Raw genomic sequence first — 22129 nt, 5'->3', positions numbered from 1 at the left:
TTATTGGATTTACAACTTCTTTTTTAAAAAAAATCTATGTATAAGCTCATACATTTTGACTTTATATAACAATAGAATTATGTATTAGTAACGAGAACAAACTCTTGATAAGAATTTTAAATGTATCAACTTTAGAAAATAACTGAAATGAAATAATAGAATTTCCTTTAGCAATTGCTGATAAATGAGGGTTAGATTTAAAGCAGGTTCTTTCTGATAGGATGTAATCCAAATAATGAAATAGCATTAAAGTGAAGGAGGTAAATAATGGATATATGTAATAATAAAGAAATCGAATTGAAGAGATCAGAGCTATCGAAACACTTTACAGGTTATTCAAATGATATTTATCAACATTATCTTAAGTTAAAGAGCACGATTACTAATTGGTCGTATTCTTTAGGTGTTACTGAAGATTTAATGCCATATGAGGAATTAATCCCTTCAGTTATTTCTACGAAGAAAGGGAAGCCTCTTCCAAAACCAAGTAGGGCTAACTTTGAGTCGAAAAATTTAGTTACCTATGGCATGGATAATGACGGTAATGTTCTTTTAGAGAGTAGAAAATATAATAAAGATACCACGAAATTTGGAGAAAACATTAGATATGTAGATTATATAAACGGCGAAAAAGTAATTGTTAATGCGCATATTTATGAGTCTAATCCTACTAGCTCTAGATTATCTTCTCTTTGCCATGTTTATGAGAAAAAAGGGTTAGTGTTCTATGTTTCTATAACACCACCCCATAACTGGTATGTTAGAGTGGATTGCATGCAAGATAATAAAATTGAAAAAATATCAACATACGCTACAAGTTGGTATAAACAAATGGATTTCAGTCTTTATTATGATGACAGCTCCATGTTATTAAAAATAATGATTGATGAGCATTTACATTGGGAAAATCGAAAATAAGTCCTAATAGCTCGCGAGACCAACTACGGTTCCACTTTTAATCGGAGGATAAATGATATTAAATTTTAAGTCGATACCTTTAATCACTAGAACAGGAAGAAACATTGAAGCACATGAAATCCATAGTCATTTTCAAACTATCATAAGAGAGGGGTAAATCAGAAGGGAGCACAGCGCTGCTTATCTAAGTGCTGAACTATTTACAAAAATTGTACCTAGAATTGTAGTAATTTTAATTTGTGTATCATACTTGGAAAGAGTAGCATCAATCTTTCATAAACAAAATCAAAGGAGGAACCATTGTGAAAAAACTTGACGCTGAATTTAAATATTTATTGGATATGTACGAAGATTCTTATTATCCATCGTTTTTAGTAGATAAAATTAAATCAAACATTATTAAAGTAGTTCATTTTATGGAAGAAGGCAATCATTCGGTTGAGGAGGTTCAGGAAAAGTTAGATGAAATGACTGTAGCAATCAATGAACTCCAGGATGAGTTTTATCAAAATGATAGTGAAATTGAAACTGTTGCACGAGATTCAATCGCAATAACAGTAGAAGAAATTTTACAATATTTTGAGGTTGATATAGATATTGAAGAAGCTTTAAGAGAAAGAGATTGGTGAAATACAAAAAAATGGAAAACCACTCTTTCTTTTTCTATGTTTTTGACCTTTTCAAAAGGCTATTGATATATCACTCGGACGATTAAACAAATTTCACTTAAAGAAAAAAACCCAAATAATGCACTTGATTGCAATAATAACGCAACAAGTGTTTTTTCATTTTTACAATATATGACTATATTCATCTAAAAATTAGATTTGTTCTTGAAGATGGTATTTCTGGTCTTGAAAATAAACATGTGCATTCTGATTTTTATCTCAATAGTGGCTACATTTAAAAAATTATGGCAGTTCAATAATTGGTGTAGCAAATTAAAAGAAGACGTGAACAAATTATTTTTGTATATAGGCATATAGAAAACAAGCAAGAGGTAATAAATCTTTTGCTTGTTTTTATTGTCTATGTTTATTTCTAGCAGTGAAAAAGTAAAGCAAAAGATAGCGTCACTAAAATTAATTTTAATGTATCACTTGATAAATAATCTTATTAGCATGAATCTAGTTTATTCCTATTTCTCTTCAAAAGTAAAACCTTTTCTTATTCATCGGAAACACAAAGGAATAACTTTTATAAAAATAATAAAAAAGTGATTGACAAAACCTCGTAGGATAACTAGACTAATTTTAGTGATAATGATTATCATTATCGTGTAGTTGTTATTTTAGATGAGGCTTAGAAAGTGAGGTTGCATTTTATATACAACTGAATCGATTGGTAGTGGCTGTGAGAAAGAATAATTAAAAGTCTTTGTATCCCCACAATCGTTTTCATATTGAACAAGCTATTGGTAATATTTTGTGTACAAAAAAGCCAATATGCAAAAAAATATAATTATATTACAAAGTGTTTAAAAGGGGATTTAGTAATGAAAAAATGGTTATTACCAATGTTTATGATGGTTGTATTAGTACTTGCGGCGTGCGGCAATGGCAATAAGGAAGAAAATTCGAAGAAAGATGAGGAAGCAGTTAAAGAGGCATCTTCGTCGGAAACAATTACCTATCAATCTGAAACAGGTCCAATTGAAGTACCAGCAAATCCAAAGCGTGTGGTAGTGTTATCATCATATACTGGGGATTTGCTACAACTTGGTGTAAATGTTGTAGGTGTGGATGCTTGGGAAGCGAATAATCCTAACTTCCAAGATGACATTAAAAATGCAGTGGTAGTTGAAAATACGGATATTGAAAAAATTATTGAGCTTGATCCAGATTTAATTATTGGGTTAAATAATATTGAAAATGCTGATAAATTAGCAGAAATTGCTCCAACCGTATTATTCACTTATGGCAAAGCGGATTATTTACAACAATTTATTGAAATCGGTAAAGTGGTTAATAAAGAAAAAGAAGCAGAAAAATGGGTAGAAGATTTTAAAGCACGTGCTGCAGAAGTAGGTAAGAAAATTAAAGAAAAAATCGGTGAAGATGCCACAGTTACTGTTGCAGAAAGCTTTGATAAACAATTATATTTGTTTGGTGATAACTGGGCTCGTGGAACTGAAATTTTGTATCAAGAAATGGGCTTAAAAATGCCTGAAAAAGTGAAAGAGGTTGCCTTAGAGCCAGGATATTTCGCAATTTCACAAGAAGTATTAGGAGAATACACTGGTGACTATATTATTTTAAGTGTACCAGATGACCAAGATTCTTCATTTATGAATACTTCATGGTTTAAAGATATAGATGCTGTGAAAAACGGACATTTATATAAAGCGAATGCAAGCGCATTTTACTTTAACGATGCAAAAACATTAGATTATCAATTAGATTTCTTTGAAGAGAAATTTTTACAATAACCAATAGGAAAAGAGCAAGCATTTACTTGCTCTTTTTTAAAATTAACCGACTATTATGCAAAGCTCTACTTTTAATGATAAAGAGGGCTCCTACTATTTGAATTGAAGGTTCATATAGTAGGGGCCTTTTGTAATATTATTTAACATTCTTCTTTTCAAATCAATGATTTTTAGATCACGCAACAATTGAGGGAGGAAAGCAAGCACATTTTCTAACTACTGAATAGGCGAGAAATTTGCATCATGCCAATCTTATATACTTAAGTATGATTGCAAAAAGAAATAAAAAGTAATGCAATATCAATATATTACTATTTTATATTTTACAATAAGGAGAATTTACACCTTTTTGAAATATTCTATAAAACGAAAGAAATTATAGAAATATAACCGATATAAACAATAGATATATGAAGGAGGTACAAAAATTGAATAAAAAATTATTTATTACAGTAGCTGCTATTCCTGCAGTTCTTATTGTCCCAACAGTTGCGGGAGCAGCGGAATCAGAAGTGACAGTGACAGGTCAAAATATGGTAAATGAAATTTTAAAAGCTTCTATAGAAAATTTACCAGCCAATACAATTGTTAAAGGTTATCAATGGTATTATGTTGAAAATGTTGCGAACGAAAATGGGTCAAGTGAGGTCACAAATAAACCGATTTCTGGCGCAACTACATCTACTTTCACAGTGCCAGTAGATGCTGCAGGGAAAACACTATATGTTGAAGCTATAACAACGACAGATAATCGATATAAGAGTGCAACACGAACAATTAATACGTTACAACTTGCGATTACAAAACCAGAATTTTTAAATGCTTCAAAATATATCGTGCCTGGGGAAGAAGTAAAAGTTACAACCGATGTTACTGATAGTGCAGGAGCAAAATTACAAAGTGGTCAAATTACATATAGCTACCAATGGTTTTACAAAGTTGGTGATTCCTTCACAATTATTGATGGAGCAACTAGCGGTACATATACAGTCCCAAAAAATGCTTTAGAAGAAAATATAAAAGATATTATGGTTAGGGTAAAAGCGAAAGTTGGTACTGCTATTGTAGAATCAGATTTTTCAGAAGAGATTACAGTATCAAATGAACCAACAAACACAATGATTGATGAAATTAAAACAGTGCTTAAAAATGACCATCAATATAATATCTCAAGTCTAGCTTCATTTAAAGCGGATGTTACGGCGTTAGAGGCTAAGTATCAGGCATTAACAGCACCTGCAAAGGCTAATGTGACAAATTATGATGTTTTGAAGCGAGCACTTGTTGATATAGATCTATTGAGCAAGTTAAATGAGAAAGTAGATAAGGTGAAAGAGGTTGATGAAAAGAACCTAACACAATATTTAAAAGAAATTGAAGAGACTTATGATAAGTTGGATTTATTACAACGCAGTTTAGACATCAATGATGCTTTATATAATAGTATTAAAAACATATTGAAAAATCCAACTGATATCGATGATTTTAAGGAAGTTAGAAGATTAAATCAGGAAATTGTTGCATTATTAGCATATGAAAATTCTCTTGTTAAGTATGTACCAACTAACATAAAATCGTTACAAACAGCAGTTGAAGCAATTGAAAATGATATCTCAAAATTATCTCAAAATTACCGAACAACTGTTCAAAATCAAACAATTTTAAGTGATGCTAAGCAAGATATTAAAAAGGTTGAGCAATTTATTAAACTTTTCGATAAGTTGTCATCAAATAATACACCTAGCAAACAAGTGACGACAGCGAAATCGATACGTACGGCATATGAAAAGCTAACATATAAACAATTACAATTAGTACCAGCCAATTATGTCACTACATTACTTGAAGCAGAAAATGCAGAAGACAGTCAAATTGATAGATTAAATGCTGAGATCGACAGCTATGTTGGTGATGCAGAAGACATGTATCCAATAGATCCGTCAGTCCAAACTTGGCAAAGTCATGTTACGAATGTAAACAGAATTATTAATGAATATAAAGGGCTAACGAAAACTTCGGCTACTAAAATTATCGGATATGACCACATTGTTACGTTGCAAAAAGATTTAAAAACAGCGGAAAAAGTAATAAAAGAAATGGATGCATATAAAAAGCTATCCGAGGTTTCTGGTGTGGCAGAAAACAAGCTTAATTCAAGCTATTCTAGTACGTTGAAAGCTTATAATAAGTTAACTAGCTTGCAACAATCACTAGTTTACAGTGCAAATGATTTTTTATTGAATCCGCCGAATGTGACAGTGGATGGAAACGGTAAAGTGCCTGCTGATAAAGCTGCTGCAGAAACTTTGAAAGCAAATGTTGCAAAGCTTGCTGACGTAACAAATTTTACATTTACACAATTCGAAAATGCTGTTAATACAGCGACAGTAACATATAAAAGCCTTACTTCACCAGCACGAAAGTATGTAACAAACTATTATTTATTAACAGCTGCAAGCAAAGATCTTTCTGGAGTAAAGTCATTCCATAAAAAAGTCCAAGCAGCACGAGAAGAAACAGATGTTACAAAACAAGCTAAAAAAATTCAAACCGTACAAACTGCTTACGCTAAACTACCTGCCAACCAGCAGCATTTAGCGAAACAGCAATATGAAGATCTACTTAACAATCGGTTAATCGATGGCAATGCACCAGACATAGTGGATTTGAATAAAGCAATTGCTAATATCATCTCTAATGATATGTATACAGTTTCAAAAGAAAAAATCACGGAGCTTTCCGCTCAATATAATAAGTTAAGTGCTAATGATAAAAAACGTATTACCAATGCTTCGATTTTAACTGCGGCAGTTTCAGATGTGAAAAAAGTAGAGACATTCCTGAAGCAGTATGAAAAATCATTTATTAGCAATCCATCAACTGTGATTAATGCTTTTGCGAAGCTATCTTCAAAACAAATGAGTTTAGTTAGTTCAGACATACGACAATCCATTATTGACAAGCAACAAGGACAACAACAATCCAATGAAATTGCGTTGAAATTAATTGAATCCATTAATTCTCTGCTTATAAATGGCGAATATATCGATGATTTAGATACAAAGGTAAAAGAAATTCGTACAATATATGACGGTTTGGGTACTTCTGAAAAAAATGTTGTAAAAAATTATTCGAAGCTAACACAAGCAGAGAGTGACTTGAAAAAAGTCGCTGATGTTCATGCGCTCTATGTTCCTGATACAGAAGGCAATGAAACGGCACGTAAAGCTTGGAAAAATGCATATGCTAAGCTTTCAAAGAAATTAGAAATCCTTTATAATAAAATATATACAACTGATAAATAATAACTATTTCCCCGAATAATTTCCTATTATTCGGGGTTTTCATATAGTTGAAAATCTGCTTATTATACTAAAAATATCGCTATCATTTGGTCAGACAAACTAATTTTCGCTATACTATTTATAGTTAATTGATTTAAGAAGTGAGAATTCCTTAAGAAAAAGTGCAGTTTGATAATAGAAGGTAGGAAGTTATGATGTATAAAATAGGTGTTGTTGGACCAATTAAATCTGTTGAAAAAATCATCGAAATGGCACAAGAAATAGAGCAGGATATGGAGTTTATTCCATATATTTACGGCGTTGCTACTGAAACAAAGCACATTGTAGAGACTCATAATCAAGATGTTGATTTTTGGCTATTTTCAGGATACATACCTTATACAATTGCGAATCAGACAAGCATTTCAAAGGATAAGCTTGCGCATATTATCTTTTCTGAGGCGGCCATCTATAAAGGCTTTTTAGAGCAAACTTATAAAATGAAGAAATTTATTGAGCGTGTAAGTGTTGATATTATCCCTTCGCCTGCACAAATGGCATCAGAAGGGTTAGCTGAAATTGAAAAAAGCGTAAAAAAAATGTATTTAAAAGAATTTGATGTCGCTATAGATCCAAAGGAATTATTTAATTTCCATTATGAGCTATGGCAAGATGGAAAAATTGATTTTGCGATTACATGTTACCCATCGGTGGATGAACAATTGCAAAAAATGGGCGTTCCTTCACATTGGGTTTCACCAACAAAGACTGAAATTTATCATACAGTACAGTTGTTTACTGAAAAAATCAAAACGTCCTATTATAAAGAAACACAAATTGGTGCTGTGATGCTCGAAATAAAAGATTTCGATTCATTGAAGGAACGAATGAAGCAAGGCTATCGTATACAGTATCTAGAATTACGGATGAAGGAAAACTTTCTGCAATTATGTGAACAGATTGACGGCTCTCTAATTGAGGAAGGGAATGGAAGGTATACAATCTTTAGTACAAGGGGAGCAATTGAAGGGCATATTCAATTTATTACAGAGAAAATGTATCAATTGTCTATTGAATTGGATGCCAAGGTTACAGCGGGGATAGGTTTTGCACAGACTGTCTTTAATGCGGAATTAAATGCGCATCGAGCTGTACGACAAACGAAAGAAAATGATTCCATCGATATTGTGATGATTCAAGAAGATGGTACTATGATTGAATCCGTTGGAAATACAGAAGAGCTTACCTATTCCTATCGAGCAGATGATCCTGAAATACTCGAAAAATTAAAAAGGGGTGGTGTCGGCATTAAAACCTATACAAAAATACTGGCACTCGTCCAGAAAATGCGATGGAAGCATTTTACGACAAAGGATTTAGCTACACACCTGCAAATGAGTGAACGAAATGCGCAGCGTATCGTTGCTGATTTGTGTAATGTCGGTTTAGCAAAAATGTGCGGTGAGGAATTACAACATACACGTGGCAGACCGATTAAAATCTATCAGCTTGTTATGCAACAGTCTGCAAATTAAGTTTAACAATGTCCCAAACCTATAAATGGTTTTTGGGACATTTTTTATTTTGAGGATAGATACTACAAGTAAATTTAAAATGAAAATTTTTAATGATTTTTGTTTCCGCTAATCATGCTGAAAATATAGATAAATCAACGGTTTCTTTGTTTTGACAAATACATGTTGAACCGATTTCCCTCTAGACTATCTATTAAAAATTTTCAAAAAAATATTGTCAGATCTTAATAATTTGATTATTATACGAATATATAACGAAAATGTCGCTATATAAAGGGGATACATTTTTTACTAGATAGGGAGAGGTGGAAAAGTAGTGTTGAAAGTTTGCAAAAGATTGTAACATGGGAAAAATAAAAAATACACAACTTATGCCCTATACTATCGATTGCAGCAATATTTGGTTAGAGATGTTACGTGAAACATAGGAGGGATATGGATGACAACAAATGAAATGACAAAGAAATCTAGAAATATTATACTGGCGCTATTATTTTTAGGATGGTCGTTGGGGAATTTAGATCGTTACATTATGAACTACGCAGTTGTAGCAATTACAGGGGATTTAAGCTTAGATGCGTCTTCTACAGGAATTATTTTAAGCGCTTTCTTTTTAGGCTATGCGATTATGCAAATTCCTGGTGGTTGGTTAGCAGATAAATTTGGTGCGAAACGAATTTTATTAATAGCTGTCATTATGTGGTCTATCTTTACGGGCTTAACTGCTATTGCATGGTCTTTAGCAGCAATGATTGTTATTCGATTTTTATTCGGAATTGGAGAAGGTGGGTTCCAGCCAGCTAGCTCTAAAATCATTGCAACTGTTTTCCCTAAAGAAGAAAGAGGGAGAGCAATGTCGATTATGCTTACCTCTGGAGGCATTGTATCGCTAATCGTTCCACTTCTTTCTGCATATTTATTAGGAACAATTGGCTGGCGTATGATGTTCATTATTATCGGTTTAATAGGAGCATTTATCGCCTTTCTGTACTGGAAATATATTAAACTTCCACAAGAGCAAACTATATCAACAGGTAGTGTTGATGATGGGAAAGTTACTACTAAAGTTAGCTTTAAGGAGCTATTTAAAACGCCACTTATGTGGAATTTAATTATTGCTTATTTTTGTATTTACGCAGTGAACTGGGGATTAGTATCATGGATTCCAACTTATCTTCAAAAAAATCGTGGACTTGATTTGATGTCGATTGGTTGGGCACAAACAATTCCAGCGATTACAACAATTATTGGTGTTTATGGTAGTGGTTTTATTATTGATAAGCTACCACGTGGGATGGACAAAATTTTAGGATCTATCTCTTGTGCAGTTATTGGAATTTTATTGTATTTAATGTTTACAGCAGAGTCCGTGGCATTATTTATTGGCTATCAAACTGTTGTGTCGATATTTATTGCATTTGTTATTACATTACTACCTGCCATTGTATTGAAAAAATTACCATCATCTATTACAGGTTCAGCAATGGGGGTTGCCAATACTGGCGGTCAATTGGCAGGATTTGTAACTCCGATGGCTATCGGCTTTATGGTCGATGCGTTTGACGGTTCTTTTGACGCAGCCTTTTGGATGCTAATAGCATTTGCGGGTATTTGTATTATTTCACTACTTACATTAAATGATCAAAAAGGAAAACTATTAAATTTATAAACGTCTTGGAGGAGAAAATATGAGTATTCATGAAAAAATATCTTCGTTAATTGAAGCAAAAAGTGAAGCTAGTGTAGCATTGAGCAATGCGATTTGGGCGGTGCCTGAACTGCACTTTCAAGAGAAAAAATCTGCTCAGTATATGAAAGCTGCATTAGAACAAGAGGGCTTTGCCACAGAAGCTGGCGTTGCTGGGCTTGAAACGGCACTCGTTGGAACATTCGGTTCTGGAAAGCCTGTTATTGCATTTCTAGGTGAATATGATGCACTCCCAGGCTTGAGTCAAAAGGGTGGGGCTACACATTATGAGCCACTAGAGAATGGTGGAAGTGGTCATGGTTGTGGACATAACTTATTAGGAACAGGTGCATTTGCTGCTGCTGTTGCAGTGAAGGATTACTTAGAGCAAAATAATCAATCGGCGACAATTCGATTCTATGGTTGTCCAGCAGAGGAAAATGGTTCAGGTAAAGCTTATATGGCGAAGGCTGGTATTTTCGATGATGTCGATATTGCGATATCTTGGCACCCGGGTACTTTTTCATCGGTCATGACTTGTAGCTCTCTAGCAAACTATGCAGTAACTTTTAAGTTTACTGGGAAAAGTGCACATGCTGCCGCTGCACCTCATCTTGGCAGAAGTGCGTTAGACGCTGTTGAGCTAATGAATGTTGGGGTAAACTATTTACGTGAGCATATTATTCCAGAGGCGCGCTTACATTATGCGATTACAGATTCAGGCGGCACGTCTCCGAATGTTGTCCAACCATATGCGGAGGTAACATACTTAGTAAGAGCCCCTAAAAAACAACAAGTACAAGAGATTTATCAACGTGTTGAAAATATTGCGAAAGGCGCAACGTTGATGACAGGAACTTCGGTGGAGATTGCCTTTGAGGGAGCTGCATCCAATCTTATTTCAAACAAAACGCTGTATGACGCAATGCAAAAACAAATACTTGAAATTGGTATGCCAACTTATACAATAGAAGATGAGCAGCATGCGCAAGCTATTTTTAATACGTTTAGCCCTGAAATTCAAGCATCATCATTAGTTGGTCTAAAAAAAGAAGATGTGATGCAGTTAAAAGATAAAGTGATTGCTGATTACATCCCAAGTGTCCTACCAGAATTTATCATGGGCGGATCAACTGATGTAGGAGATGTTAGCTGGATTGTTCCAACTGTTCAATGTACAACTGTCTGTATGGCACTAGGTACACCGCTTCATACTTGGCAGGTTGTATCACAAGGCGTCATGCCGATTGCTCATAAAGGAATGCTACAGGCTGCCAAAATTATGGCTTGCACAGCAGTTGAATTAATAAATAATCCTGCGCTTATTGCAGAAGCTAAAAAAGAATGGATGGAACGCCTAGATGGGGAAACGTATGTTTCGTTAATCCCTGAAGGAACAAATCCTCCAAAGCGTTAAATAGAAAATAGAGTCTTCGTAAATTTACTAAGAAGGCTCTGTTTTTCCCTAGTTAGGGAAAGGATGATAGCATTCATCCAAGAGAGGAGAATAGCAAAATGCTTACAAATCATACAAACAACAAATATGATAATCCGCATCAACTTCTTGTAGCTGAATGGGTGAAGGAGTTTCGACCATTTGCACAAGAAGGTAAATGTGCAAGCTATATTCCAGCATTAGCTCAAAAAGATCCTCATCAATTGGCCATTTCGATTATCGGACCAAATAATGACGAAATTAATGGAGGGGATATAACTGAACTTTTTACCCTTCAAAGTGTTTCGAAAGTTGTAACGTTTATTTTAGCATGTATGGATCGAGGATTATCTTATGTTTTAGAGCGAGTAGATGTGGAACCTACAGGTGATACCTTCAATTCAATTATTCGCCTTGAAAGTCATCAGCCTGGAAAACCTTTTAATCCGATGATTAATGCAGGAGCAATTACAGTTTCCTCGATGCTTGCGGGTAATTCTCCACAGGAGAAAGTTTCAAAAATCCTTTATTTTTTAGAGAAAATTGTTGGGAAGAAATTAAAGGTGAATGAAGAGGTTTTTCAATCTGAATGGCACACTGCCAATCGCAATCGGTCATTAGCTTACTATTTAATGGATTCGGGCTTTTTAGATTGCCCTGTAGAAGAGGCATTGGAAGTGTATTTGAAGCAATGTGCAATTGAAGTAAATGTTTCAGATTTAGCGATGATCGGTTTAGTTATCGCCAATGATGGTTATCATCCTTTATTACAAACACAGCTTTTTCCAAAGCAAGTGGCAAAACTAGCAAAGGCATTAATGGTGACGTGCGGTATGTATAATGCATCAGGTAAATTTGCTGCATTTATTGGTTTACCTGCTAAAAGTGGTGTCTCGGGCGCCATTGTTGCGGCAGTTCCAAGTCACGCAAGTTTAGGTTCACCTTTCCCTGCTGGTTGTGGTATAGGTATTTATGGACCGGCTATAGATGAAATCGGAAATAGTGTCGCGGGAGTAAAATTACTAAAGCATGTTGCGACAGAGTGGAACATGAATATTTTTTAATGATAAAAGACTGTAGATTAGCATGAAGCCTTATCTACAGTCTTTTTTTATAAAATTTAAAAGTAAAGAACTACTGCCATTAATTTCAGTTACGTTCGGGCGCTTTCCGCGGTCACACAAGTAAGGCGCAAGAGTCTATTTTTTTGAAAATAGCTTTAATTGATTAACAATAGAAAGGAATCTCCGTACTTGTTAGTTGTACTAGAGGGATGGTGTTTCTTTTGTAGTGTTTCATTGAGTTATACCAAGCTTGATTTGAATGCTTGCGGAGTGAAAGTTTTCACTAAAAAGCACCAGAATTGAAACATAGTTTCACAATCTGCTAAAAGGCTATTATATTAATTTAAACATCCTCCTGCTGCGGAAGCTCCTAACCACACTCCTCCAATAGCAGCACCAAGAGCCCATCCTACTGGACCGCTTACACCTGCAAGTGTCATAAGCCCTGTAAATGCTGTTGTATGTGCTGTAGCTGCAAGAGCAGCTGCTCCACATCCACTAATTCTTGCCATCACAACAGTTGTATTTGCTTGATTTAGAATATCATCCTTCAGCTTTTTACCTTCTGGACTAGCGATAACTTGATTTAGTTTTTCCATTGTTTGAATCAATTCATTAAAATAATCATCACCGATTCGTGCTTTTAATTCTTGGTCTTTTTCAATGAAAACTGTTTCGCTAATTTCATCTAGTTTTAAATATTCAGTAACTATAGAACTTACTTCGTCTAATGTTAAATTTGCAGCTAGTGCAGTATTGTGTGGCAAAATTATTATATTAAACATTAATAGTAAAGTAGTTAATATAAAAGATAGTCTTTTCTTCAACATTAAAATCTCCCCTATTCATGAAATAATTTTACTTAAATTAATACTCACTACAAAATGAATGGACTATTAATATGAAACTTTATAAACACCCTTTAATATTTACTGTATTTTTTTCTTTTCAGACAATAAAGACATACATAGATTGATAATAAAACCGATGATCATTAATACTTGTAGTAATGGCCATGTTATTCTTGCTTGGACTAAGCTTATTATGAAAAATACAATGACAACACTAACTAATGTAATCAATAGATTTTTCATTTTCATTGTCTTTACCCCTTTGTATTAATAGTGGATGTTTGAATATCAAATTCGCATAATTTTGCACCAAACCTACATAAACCAACTATTCAAACATGTGCTACCAATTTCTTAGTGAAATTATAAAAAAATAACTAAAAATTTTCAATATAAAAATAAATGAAATTACACTATTTCTTCTTCCTATTAATCCGTCTAAAAAGGAAGTTACTTTTCTGATTAATAATATGTTTGCATTGGTAAACATTAAGTATGCGAGAGGGGAGCCTGTTGTTGAAAAAATTTTATTTGTTATAACAATTATCGCCTGTCATCTAGAACGTATAACGCTAGTTTAGCATTAAAAAGGAGATACAAAGTTAAATGTACAGTCAGTAAGAGAATGGGTTATGGCTGAGATAGCAACATCAATTCTACAGCTGCACATTGTACTGTTGGATAATTGGAGAAAGGTAGGCAGTCAGTGTAATCAACTATAATAATGAAAAACAAGACGCAATGCTTAGTGAATGCGTCTTTGCTGTGGATATGTGGTTTATTGTTGACGATTTTTGCGTTTGTATAGAAGGAAAAGTCCGATAAACCAGATTGGTGTTAGTAAAAGAGCCGTTCTTGTTTCTTCGGAAATCAACATAACAACTAATAAAAACGCGAAGAAAGTGAGTATTAAATAGTTCACAAACGGTGTTAATGGTGCTTTGAAAATCGATGCTTCATGTAAGGCACGGTTTTTACGTTTATAAATGATATGCGAGATTAAAATAATACTCCATACCCAAATAAAACAGATTGCACTAATTGTTGTCACGACGCTAAAGGCATTTTCAGGCATTAGCTTACTAAGTAATGCCCCCACTGATACAACGATTGCAGAGATGATAAGTGCATTACTTGGTACACTATTTTTATTTAGCTTTGCAAATGAAGTGGATGCTTGTTTATTGCGACCAAGATTATACAGCATGCGACTTGTCGAAAATAAACCACTATTGCCTGCTGATGCGGCAGATGTCAGTACTACAAAATTAATAATACCGGCTGCGATAGGTATGCCAGCTAATGTAAATACTTGTACGAACGGACTGTTTGCACCAGACATTTCATACCAAGGGTTGATGCATAAAATGATTACTAATGCCCCAACATAAAATAATAAAATTCGTAGTGGAATTTTGTTAATCGCAGATGGGATATTTTTTTTTGGATCTGCGGTTTCTGCAGCAGAAACACCGACTAATTCAACTCCAACAAAAGCGAAGACAACCATTTGGAACGCCATCAGGAAACCGTATATGCCGTTGGGGAAGAGCCCACCATGTGCCCAGAGGTTTTCCACTGATACTGTTCCAGAGCTTGTTTGGAATCCAGTGAATAGCATGAATAATCCAATAATTATAAGTGCAACGATTGTTACAACTTTAATGAGAGCAAACCAAAATTCGAGTTCCCCAAATAGTTTTACTGTCAATAAATTCAAAAATAATAAAAGTACTAGACAGCCAATTGCAGGTACCCATTGCGGGATATTAAACCAATATTGTGTGTAGACACCGACGGCAATAATATCAGCCATTGCGGTCATAATCCAACAAAACCAATAGGTCCAGCCAGTGACGTATCCTGCCCAAGAGCCGATGTACTCTGTAGCAAAATCTGTGAATGAAGTATAGCCAGCGTTCGATAATAATAGTTCCCCAAGCGCCCGCATAACGAAAAATAAGGCGGTTCCGACAATAAGGTAAGCCAATATAATAGAAGGTCCTGCTAAAGCAATTGCTTTACCCGCTCCTAAAAACAATCCGGTACCAATAGTTCCGCCAATCGCAATAAGCTGCACATGGCGATTTTTTAAATCACGTTTTAATTGTTGTTGTTCCACGTTCATTCCCCCATAAGATGCGTAGAAGCTGTGACTGGAAAATAAAAAGAGACTAGTAGCGACACTAGTCTCGTAAACGTCAGAATAACAATTACCATGTTCGAAAGTTCGGTTAGTTAAAAATAAATTCAACATTCGTGTGGTATAGCTTTCGTGATGAAAGTTTATATTACTCCTCTGTCCTTTTGCCTGAGATAGTGAACCCTTCGGCGACGCAAATTGCGCTCTCTCCAGAAATGCTCCTGCTATAGTTTGATCCATAGCATTCATAGCTTTAATCTATACATTATTTTAAGATATTATTTATCCTATCAATGCCTAGCAAATAATTCAAGGGTAAAATTCTATTGTTTTCAGCAAAAAAGAAGAATTCGGTTCATGCAGATGTATTTGTTACGAAAAATAGTTATTTTAGACATATTGTTTTTCTAGCAATGGGAGATGGCTTACAAGGAAGTATGAGAGTAGAATTAGATCAAGTATGGAGGTAGTGGAAAATTCACATTTACGACAAAAAGATCTTTTTGGTAAATCGGCTCAACAATACTTCGGAGCAGCTTGACATTTTACTGTCCACTGTATGAGGAAGAATAAGTTAAATTCAAACGAAATGGCTAGTCGTTAGACAACTACTATTATATAGAAGAAACTCTGAATTTTAGCAAAAAGAATCCATTACCAAAGCAGTTGGAATGGATTCTTTTTGCGCGAAAATAAGCATTGGTGTCGATTTTTCGAAATACATGCTTTATTGTGAAAAGTACTATTTGAAATAGTCGCTTTTGCCTTATTAAGTTCGCTTTGATTGTTATTTTTTTGTTTTAATTTTACCAGTCCAATTACGGAAGCCGCCATCAAGCTGGTAGATTTGATTGTAACCACGTTTTTTTAGGTAAAGAGCAGCACGCGCGCTACGGCCTGTATTTTGACAGTATAAGTATACTGGTAAATCTGGGCGGATTTCTTTATGACGTTGACGTAATGCTGTAGAAGGAACGTTACGAGCTCCAAGAATATGACCTGCATCAAATTCTTTTTGTTCACGCACATCGATTAACTGTGCTTTACGGTAGCCTTCAATAAATTGTTCTTGTGTTAAGTTGGTTACGGCTTTTTTTAGACGCATTGCATTAATACCGATATATGCAATTAGAACCACTAAAATAACGCCAATTGTGATAAGTATATCCAATTTCTTCTTACCCCTTTCTATCTTCTTTATTATTATAAAAGATGCGCTAGCGATAGTCCAATGAGTTTGATAAAATTAACTAGATTGTGGCTAGAAATGATCTATAAATGTAGGAGATGACGTAATGACAACTTGGTATTTTCTAAATTCAGGAAAATGTAGTCCTTCTTTTAATATGGCACTAGATGAGGCATTGCTTGATTGGCATAGTGAGGGTTTAATTCCCCCAGTCATTCGTTTTTACGAGTGGAAGCCAGCGACATTGTCGATTGGTTATTTTCAACAAGCGAAAAGAGATATTAATTTAGAAGCGTTACGTGAACAAGGAATAGGTTTTGTTCGTCGACCAACAGGTGGTCGAGCAGTTTTACATGAACATGAATTGACATATAGCGTGATTGTTACTGAAAGCTATCCTAATATGCCTGAATCAGTGACTGAGGCGTATCGCATATTAAGTGAAGGTATATTACAAGGCTTTCATAATTTAGGGATGGATGCTTATTTTAGCGTACCTGACACGGAAGAAAAAAAGGCAGATTTGAAACAGCCAAAAAGTGCCGTATGTTTTGATGCACCGAGTTGGTATGAGCTTGTCGTAGAAGGCAAAAAAATAGCAGGTAGTGCACAAACACGTCAAAAAGGTGTTATTTTACAGCATGGTGCGATTTTACTTGATCTAGATGAAGAGAAATTATTATCTGTATTTAATTTTTCGAGTGAAGAGGCAAAAGAGCGTATGCGCAAAAAACTACCAGAGAAGGCGGTTGCTATTAATAGTCTTGTTAAAGAACCTGTTTCTATCGAACAATGTGTAACTGCTTTTCGAGATGGCTTTGCAAAATCGTTGCAAATTGAATTAAAACCATTTACACTTTCTGAGGAGCAATTAAAATATGTGCGCGATTTAGAAGAAAAAAAATACGCACATGATGATTGGAACTTTAAAAAGTAAAATATGGTATAAGAAAAATAATTTTTCACCGTTTAAACCTTGTAATGGCAAGCAGTAACCAATCTACTTCAAATTGCAAGAGTTGAATTAAAAAACTATATATAGTATCTTTTTAAAAGCAACATACACAATATGTAGTGTTTATCGACACATGATATTGTGTATTTATTATTGTAAGGCTTAAAATAAGGGAGGCAAAACGATGGTACTCACAAATCATCAACCCGATGTAAACAAACAAATTGAACAGTTAAACAAAGATATTGAGCAATTCCCACAGGTTCACCCTGTTACGCCCGATATGCACATAACGCATAAAGGTGTATCAAGACTTGTGATGATCGATCGCTACTCGTTTAAGGATACGGAGAAGAAAACGCTAAAAGCTGGTGATTTCGTCGTATTAACAGTTAAGGCAGATCCAAAATTCCCTGCACGTGGTTTAGGAACAATACAACATATCGATATGTCTACAAAAACAGCAGACATTTTGATTGAGGAAGACTACCGTAGCGCATTAGATGATCCAAAAGAGCAAGAAACAGGTGTGATCACACGTTCAATTGACGTGCTAGAAAAGCCTCTTGAAATATTTTATGAGCAAATCGCAAAACGAAATGCAACAGGGCTTGCTTCAGTTGAAAAAACAGCCGAAAAACGCCAAGAATGGTTTGAGAAATTTTATAAACAGCTTGTATCATTGAAATTTGTACCGGCTGGCCGTGTCATTTATGGAGCAGGTTCTGAAACAGATGTAACCTTCTTTAACTGCTATGTAATGCCGTTTGTTGCGGATTCACGTGAAGGTATTAGTGATCACCGTAAGCAAGTAATGGAAATTATGAGCCGTGGCGGTGGTGTAGGAACGAATGGTTCAACACTTCGTCCACGCAATACGTTAGCACGTGGTGTTAACGGTAAATCTTCAGGTTCGGTTTCATGGCTAGATGACATTGCAAAACTGACTCACCTTGTCGAGCAAGGTGGTTCGCGCAGAGGTATGTATAATTTGGGTGCTTCTGCGTAAACAAACCTCGTGAATTGCTGGGATCTCTTTGACTGAAATATTATCGCTTTAATCGAGGTGAAAAATATGGAAGTTTATGATGCGAAGCAACCCCAAACTTGTTTAATATGTGGATTTAAAATTAATCATAATAAACAAGGATGGTTTACGACTCATTTAAAAAATGAGCATAATTTAACATTAGACAATTATTTAATATCTCATTTTTATCCAAAAGAAATGGTAACTTGCCAATATGTTTTATGTAATAACGTAGTTAAACTAAGGCGAGGCGTTCCAAATAAATTTTGTAGTAGAAGCTGTCGAGGAAAAGGTGAACCCTTAACCTGTGTAATATGTGGAAAACTGTTCGATGAAAAACATCGGCAGACAAAAACTTGCAGTAAAGAGTGTGCGAGTAAACTAAGATCACAAAACACAGGCAAGTGGCATAAAAAAATGTCCTTAGACCAAAAGAAGATTCATTTTAAAAGGATTATTTCTAAAACAGCCAAAACGAGAAAGTTGAATGGAACCCCATCTTGGAATAGCGGCAAGACAGGGATATATAGCCAAGAAACTATAGAAAAAATTCGACAAGCTGCTTTGAAACAAATAGAGGGAGCGACATATAGAAAAACTAGCATTGAAAGAACGATTGAGTCTTTCCTGCTTGAAGAATCTATTCCTTATAAATATTCCTTTATACTAGATGGAGCACAATTTGATTTTCACATAGTAGGGACAAATATTCTTATTGAGTGTGATGGGGATTTTTGGCATGGAAATCCAAAATTCTATTCAACCTTTTATTCAGTTCAAAAGCGGATAAAAGCTAGGGATATTGAAAAGAATCAAATTGCAGCAGCTAATGGTTTCAGATTACTCCGTTTCTGGGAAGATGACATAAAAAATGATTTTGAAAATGTTAAAAAGCGCATTATAAATGCACTGCTAGCTACAACGTAACTGGAAACGGTAAGCGTGAATGCTTAAAAATAGTAGTGGGATAAAGACAATCAGCAGCCAAGCCTCTATTAATGAGGAAGGTTCAACGACCATCGAAAACACGCTAGGATAGCGGAAGTGAGTAGAGTAGGAGTGAAGTCACTCCGAAGTGCGAGGACATCTAATCAGATGTAAGATATGGTCTCAACTTCTATGGTGACATAGAGAGTGGGTGTAACGAACCCGCGTAAGGTGAATCGGCACAAATGATTATGCTGGCAGATTGGCATCCTGATATCGTGGAATTTATTATTTCAAAAATGCAAAATCCACGTATTCTACGATACTTAATGGAAAATACAGAAGATGAGACGATTATTCGTCTAGCAAAAGAAAAATTAAACTTTAAGCCACTTTCAATGCAAGAAGAAGCAATGTATCAAGGCATTGTTAATTATAAAGGTATCGAGGGATTAGGCGGATTCGACAATGGGATTATCCGTGAAGCAGAAAATAAATTACGTGACGGTGGTACGTACACAGTTCATAACTCAGAGTTTTTAACAGGTGCGAACATCTCTGTAACGTTAACAAAAGAATTTATGGAAGCTGTTGAAGCAGATGCTGACTTTGAGCTTCGTTTCCCAGCCGTTGAAGAATATTCAAAAGAAGAAATGGCTATATATAATAGTGAATGGCATAAAGTTGGAGATGTACGTGAATGGGAGAAGATGGGCTACAAAGTTCGAACATATCGTACGATTAAAGCAAAAGAGCTTTGGAATCTCATCAACGTCTGTGCAACATACTCTGCAGAGCCAGGTATTTTCTTTATCGACAATGCTAACGATATGACAAATGCTAAAGCTTATGGTCAAAGCGTTGTTGCGACAAACCCATGTGGGGAACAACCACTTGCACCATATTCAGTTTGTAACTTAGCAGCTGTCAACTTAGCACAGTTTGCAAATAAAGAAAACCAAACAGTTGATTATGAAGCATTACGTGAAACGGTCCGTGTTGGTGTCCGTATGCAGGACAATGTAATCGATGCAACACCTTACTTCCTAGAAGAAAACCGTGTACAAGCTCTTGGTGAGCGCCGTGTTGGTTTAGGGGTAATGGGCTTAGCGGATTTACTTATTTATTGTGAAAAAGAATATGGTTCAGAAGCGGGCAATGAACTTGTAGATGAAATCTTTAAAACAATTGCAGAAACAGCCTATGAGTCTTCTACAGAGCTAGCAAAAGAACGTGGCAGCTTCCCATTCCTAGTTGGAGCGACAGAGGAAGAAACGGCACGTTTACGCAAAGCATTTACCGAAACAGGCTTCATGCAAAAAATGCCTGCACATATTAAAAAACAAATTTTAGAAACAGGTATCCGTAATTCGCATCTACTAACTGTTGCGCCAACAGGTTCTACAGGAACGATGGTAGGCGTAGCAACAGGTCTAGAACCGTACTTCTCATTTACTTATTATCGTTCTGGCCGTTTAGGTAAATTTATTGAAGTAAAAGCGGAAATCGTTCAGGAATACTTAGACCGTCATCCAGAAGCTACAGAAGATAAACTGCCTGAATGGTTTGTGACTGCAATGGAATTAAAACCAGAAGCGCATGCAGATGTGCAATGTATCATTCAAAAATGGATTGACTCGTCGATTTCTAAAACGGTGAATGCACCAAAAGGCTATACAGTTGGACAAGTAGAAAAAGTATACGAGCGCCTATATAAAGGTGGCGCTAAAGGTGGTACGGTCTATGTTGATGGTAGCCGTGATTCACAAGTGCTTACACTAAAAGCAGAAGAAAATGATATGGATCAGTTATCATTTGAAGAAGAATTAGTAGAAGAGCACACAAAACGTCCAGTCGTATTAGTTGATACGATTCAAGCGCTTGAGTCTACAACTGTAATTGGCTCAGATGTAGGGAACACATGCCCAGTATGTCGTAAAGGAACAGTCGAAGAAATGGGTGGCTGTAACACATGTACAAACTGTGGTGCACAATTAAAATGTGGTTTGTAAAGTGAAGAATTGAAATAAAGCATAGTTGAATCATCTCACCTCTATACATTATTAGGGGTGGGATGATTTTTTTGTTGGATATTTATGTTGCTATCATTGTAAAGATTATGAAGAAATACTTTAACTATCAAACTAGGTTTTTTCAAAAAAATTGGGGGCAAAGTATTGAAGCGTTCGTCGTGTAATGTAACTAAAATAATAGGTATTGCATTCACTGCTTTATATTCGAAAATGTATGTCTGGAAAAGCTCTTTTTATTTCTAATGGTATAAAAGTGGATTACCCTCTTATAAATCTGGAAACTAGTGAGGTCACTGCCTATGTTACTTATAAAGGAAAGACATATATGCGTATTCAATATAATGTTTTAACCGAAGAAACAAAAGTAAATGGAAGTATCGAAGCATTAAAATTAAATCGTTTGTTAAAAAGTAAGATTGTATTAACTGAAGCTGAGTTTATAGAAATGGTCCAAAGTTCAGCGCGATTTTTTATTGACAATGAAATCACGAATCCTGCTGAATATTACGGACAAAATTAAGAGGTTTAAAACTAACTGCCACTATTTCTTACAAATCTACATCAAAAAAACTGCTTCCATTTGGAGGCAGTCTTATTTTTTTCTAATCAGTGTATCCCCAAGAGGGATTCCTACAACAACAACCAAAACC

At 35.1% G+C, this 22129-nt stretch carries 15 protein-coding genes, 2 pseudogenes and 1 riboswitch; of the genes and pseudogenes, 13 read left to right on the top strand and 4 right to left on the bottom strand.

Annotation, left to right across the window (positions count from 1 at the left end):
- Window positions 1–267 precede the first annotated feature (267 nt).
- The 8 genes from ACQKNX_RS09280 (at window position 268) to ACQKNX_RS09245 (ending at window position 12351) form a co-directional block, all read left to right on the top strand.
- Window positions 268–918 (top strand): hypothetical protein, encoded by a 651-nt coding sequence (locus ACQKNX_RS09280; protein ID WP_427428638.1) that lies wholly within the window; start codon window positions 268–270, stop codon window positions 916–918.
- A gap of 302 nt (window positions 919–1220) precedes the next feature.
- Window positions 1221–1547 (top strand): DUF5713 family protein, encoded by a 327-nt coding sequence (locus tag ACQKNX_RS09275; protein ID WP_427428637.1) that lies wholly within the window; start codon window positions 1221–1223, stop codon window positions 1545–1547.
- 866 nt (window positions 1548–2413) lie between these two features.
- Window positions 2414–3346, top strand: coding sequence for an iron-hydroxamate ABC transporter substrate-binding protein (locus tag ACQKNX_RS09270; RefSeq protein ID WP_427428636.1), 933 nt, complete (start codon window positions 2414–2416; stop codon window positions 3344–3346).
- A gap of 428 nt (window positions 3347–3774) precedes the next feature.
- Entirely contained in the window at window positions 3775–6651 is a 2877-nt protein-coding gene (locus ACQKNX_RS09265) for a hypothetical protein (protein WP_427428635.1), read from the top strand.
- Between the two features lie 191 nt (window positions 6652–6842).
- Entirely contained in the window at window positions 6843–8165 is a 1323-nt protein-coding gene (locus ACQKNX_RS09260; RefSeq protein WP_427428634.1) for a hypothetical protein, read from the top strand.
- Between the two features lie 439 nt (window positions 8166–8604).
- The gene (locus ACQKNX_RS09255) at window positions 8605–9834 is read left to right on the top strand and encodes an MFS transporter (protein ID WP_427428633.1); all 1230 of its coding nucleotides are present in this window, start codon (window positions 8605–8607) and stop codon (window positions 9832–9834) included.
- Between the two features lie 19 nt (window positions 9835–9853).
- The gene (locus ACQKNX_RS09250) at window positions 9854–11269 is read left to right on the top strand and encodes a M20 family metallopeptidase (protein WP_427428632.1); all 1416 of its coding nucleotides are present in this window, start codon (window positions 9854–9856) and stop codon (window positions 11267–11269) included.
- Window positions 11270–11367: 98 nt separating this feature from the next.
- Window positions 11368–12351, top strand: coding sequence for a glutaminase (locus ACQKNX_RS09245; RefSeq protein WP_427428631.1), 984 nt, complete (start codon window positions 11368–11370; stop codon window positions 12349–12351).
- Window positions 12352–12689: 338 nt separating this feature from the next.
- On the opposite strand, the gene ACQKNX_RS09240 is transcribed toward ACQKNX_RS09245, so the two are convergent.
- The 4 genes from ACQKNX_RS09240 to ACQKNX_RS09225 form a co-directional block, all read right to left on the bottom strand.
- Window positions 12690–13181 (bottom strand): hypothetical protein, encoded by a 492-nt coding sequence (locus tag ACQKNX_RS09240; protein ID WP_427428630.1) that lies wholly within the window; start codon window positions 13179–13181, stop codon window positions 12690–12692.
- A gap of 99 nt (window positions 13182–13280) precedes the next feature.
- Complete coding sequence (locus ACQKNX_RS09235) at window positions 13281–13445, bottom strand: hypothetical protein (RefSeq protein WP_427428629.1); 165 nt, start codon at window positions 13443–13445, stop codon at window positions 13281–13283.
- A 535-nt stretch (window positions 13446–13980) separates the two neighbouring features.
- Window positions 13981–15324 carry an amino acid permease gene (locus ACQKNX_RS09230; protein ID WP_427428628.1) on the bottom strand — a complete coding sequence of 448 codons (1344 nt, stop codon included), beginning with the start codon at window positions 15322–15324 and terminating at the stop codon, window positions 13981–13983.
- Between the two features lie 167 nt (window positions 15325–15491).
- Window positions 15492–15568, bottom strand: a riboswitch (glycine riboswitch).
- A 564-nt stretch (window positions 15569–16132) separates the two neighbouring features.
- The gene (locus tag ACQKNX_RS09225; protein WP_340823831.1) at window positions 16133–16516 is read right to left on the bottom strand and encodes a rhodanese-like domain-containing protein; all 384 of its coding nucleotides are present in this window, start codon (window positions 16514–16516) and stop codon (window positions 16133–16135) included.
- Window positions 16517–16640: 124 nt separating this feature from the next.
- Here ACQKNX_RS09225 and ACQKNX_RS09220 point away from each other — a divergent pair, with 124 nt between their 5' ends.
- The 5 genes and pseudogenes from ACQKNX_RS09220 to ACQKNX_RS09200 all read left to right on the top strand — a co-directional run bounded on the left by ACQKNX_RS09220 (window position 16641) and on the right by ACQKNX_RS09200 (window position 21999).
- Window positions 16641–17471 (top strand): lipoate--protein ligase family protein, encoded by an 831-nt coding sequence (locus ACQKNX_RS09220; protein WP_427428627.1) that lies wholly within the window; start codon window positions 16641–16643, stop codon window positions 17469–17471.
- Between the two features lie 202 nt (window positions 17472–17673).
- A pseudogene (locus ACQKNX_RS09215) lies at window positions 17674–18471 on the top strand (ribonucleotide reductase N-terminal alpha domain-containing protein); the annotation flags it as partial.
- 93 nt (window positions 18472–18564) lie between these two features.
- Window positions 18565–19446, top strand: a complete 882-nt coding sequence (locus ACQKNX_RS09210; RefSeq protein WP_401017504.1) for a DUF559 domain-containing protein — start codon at window positions 18565–18567, stop codon at window positions 19444–19446.
- Between the two features lie 239 nt (window positions 19447–19685).
- Window positions 19686–21458, top strand: a pseudogene (locus tag ACQKNX_RS09205) (vitamin B12-dependent ribonucleotide reductase); the annotation flags it as partial.
- A 346-nt stretch (window positions 21459–21804) separates the two neighbouring features.
- A complete protein-coding gene (locus ACQKNX_RS09200) occupies window positions 21805–21999 on the top strand; it encodes a hypothetical protein (RefSeq protein ID WP_427428626.1) in 195 nt (64 codons plus the stop codon).
- Window positions 22000–22129 lie beyond the last annotated feature (130 nt).

Origin of the sequence: Lysinibacillus sp. NPDC093712, assembly GCF_050280025.1 — a bacterium.
Taxonomy (GTDB): domain Bacteria; phylum Bacillota; class Bacilli; order Bacillales_A; family Planococcaceae; genus Lysinibacillus.
Note: the sequence above shows the minus strand (reverse complement) of the source record. Positions and strands in the feature narration are given on the sequence as shown.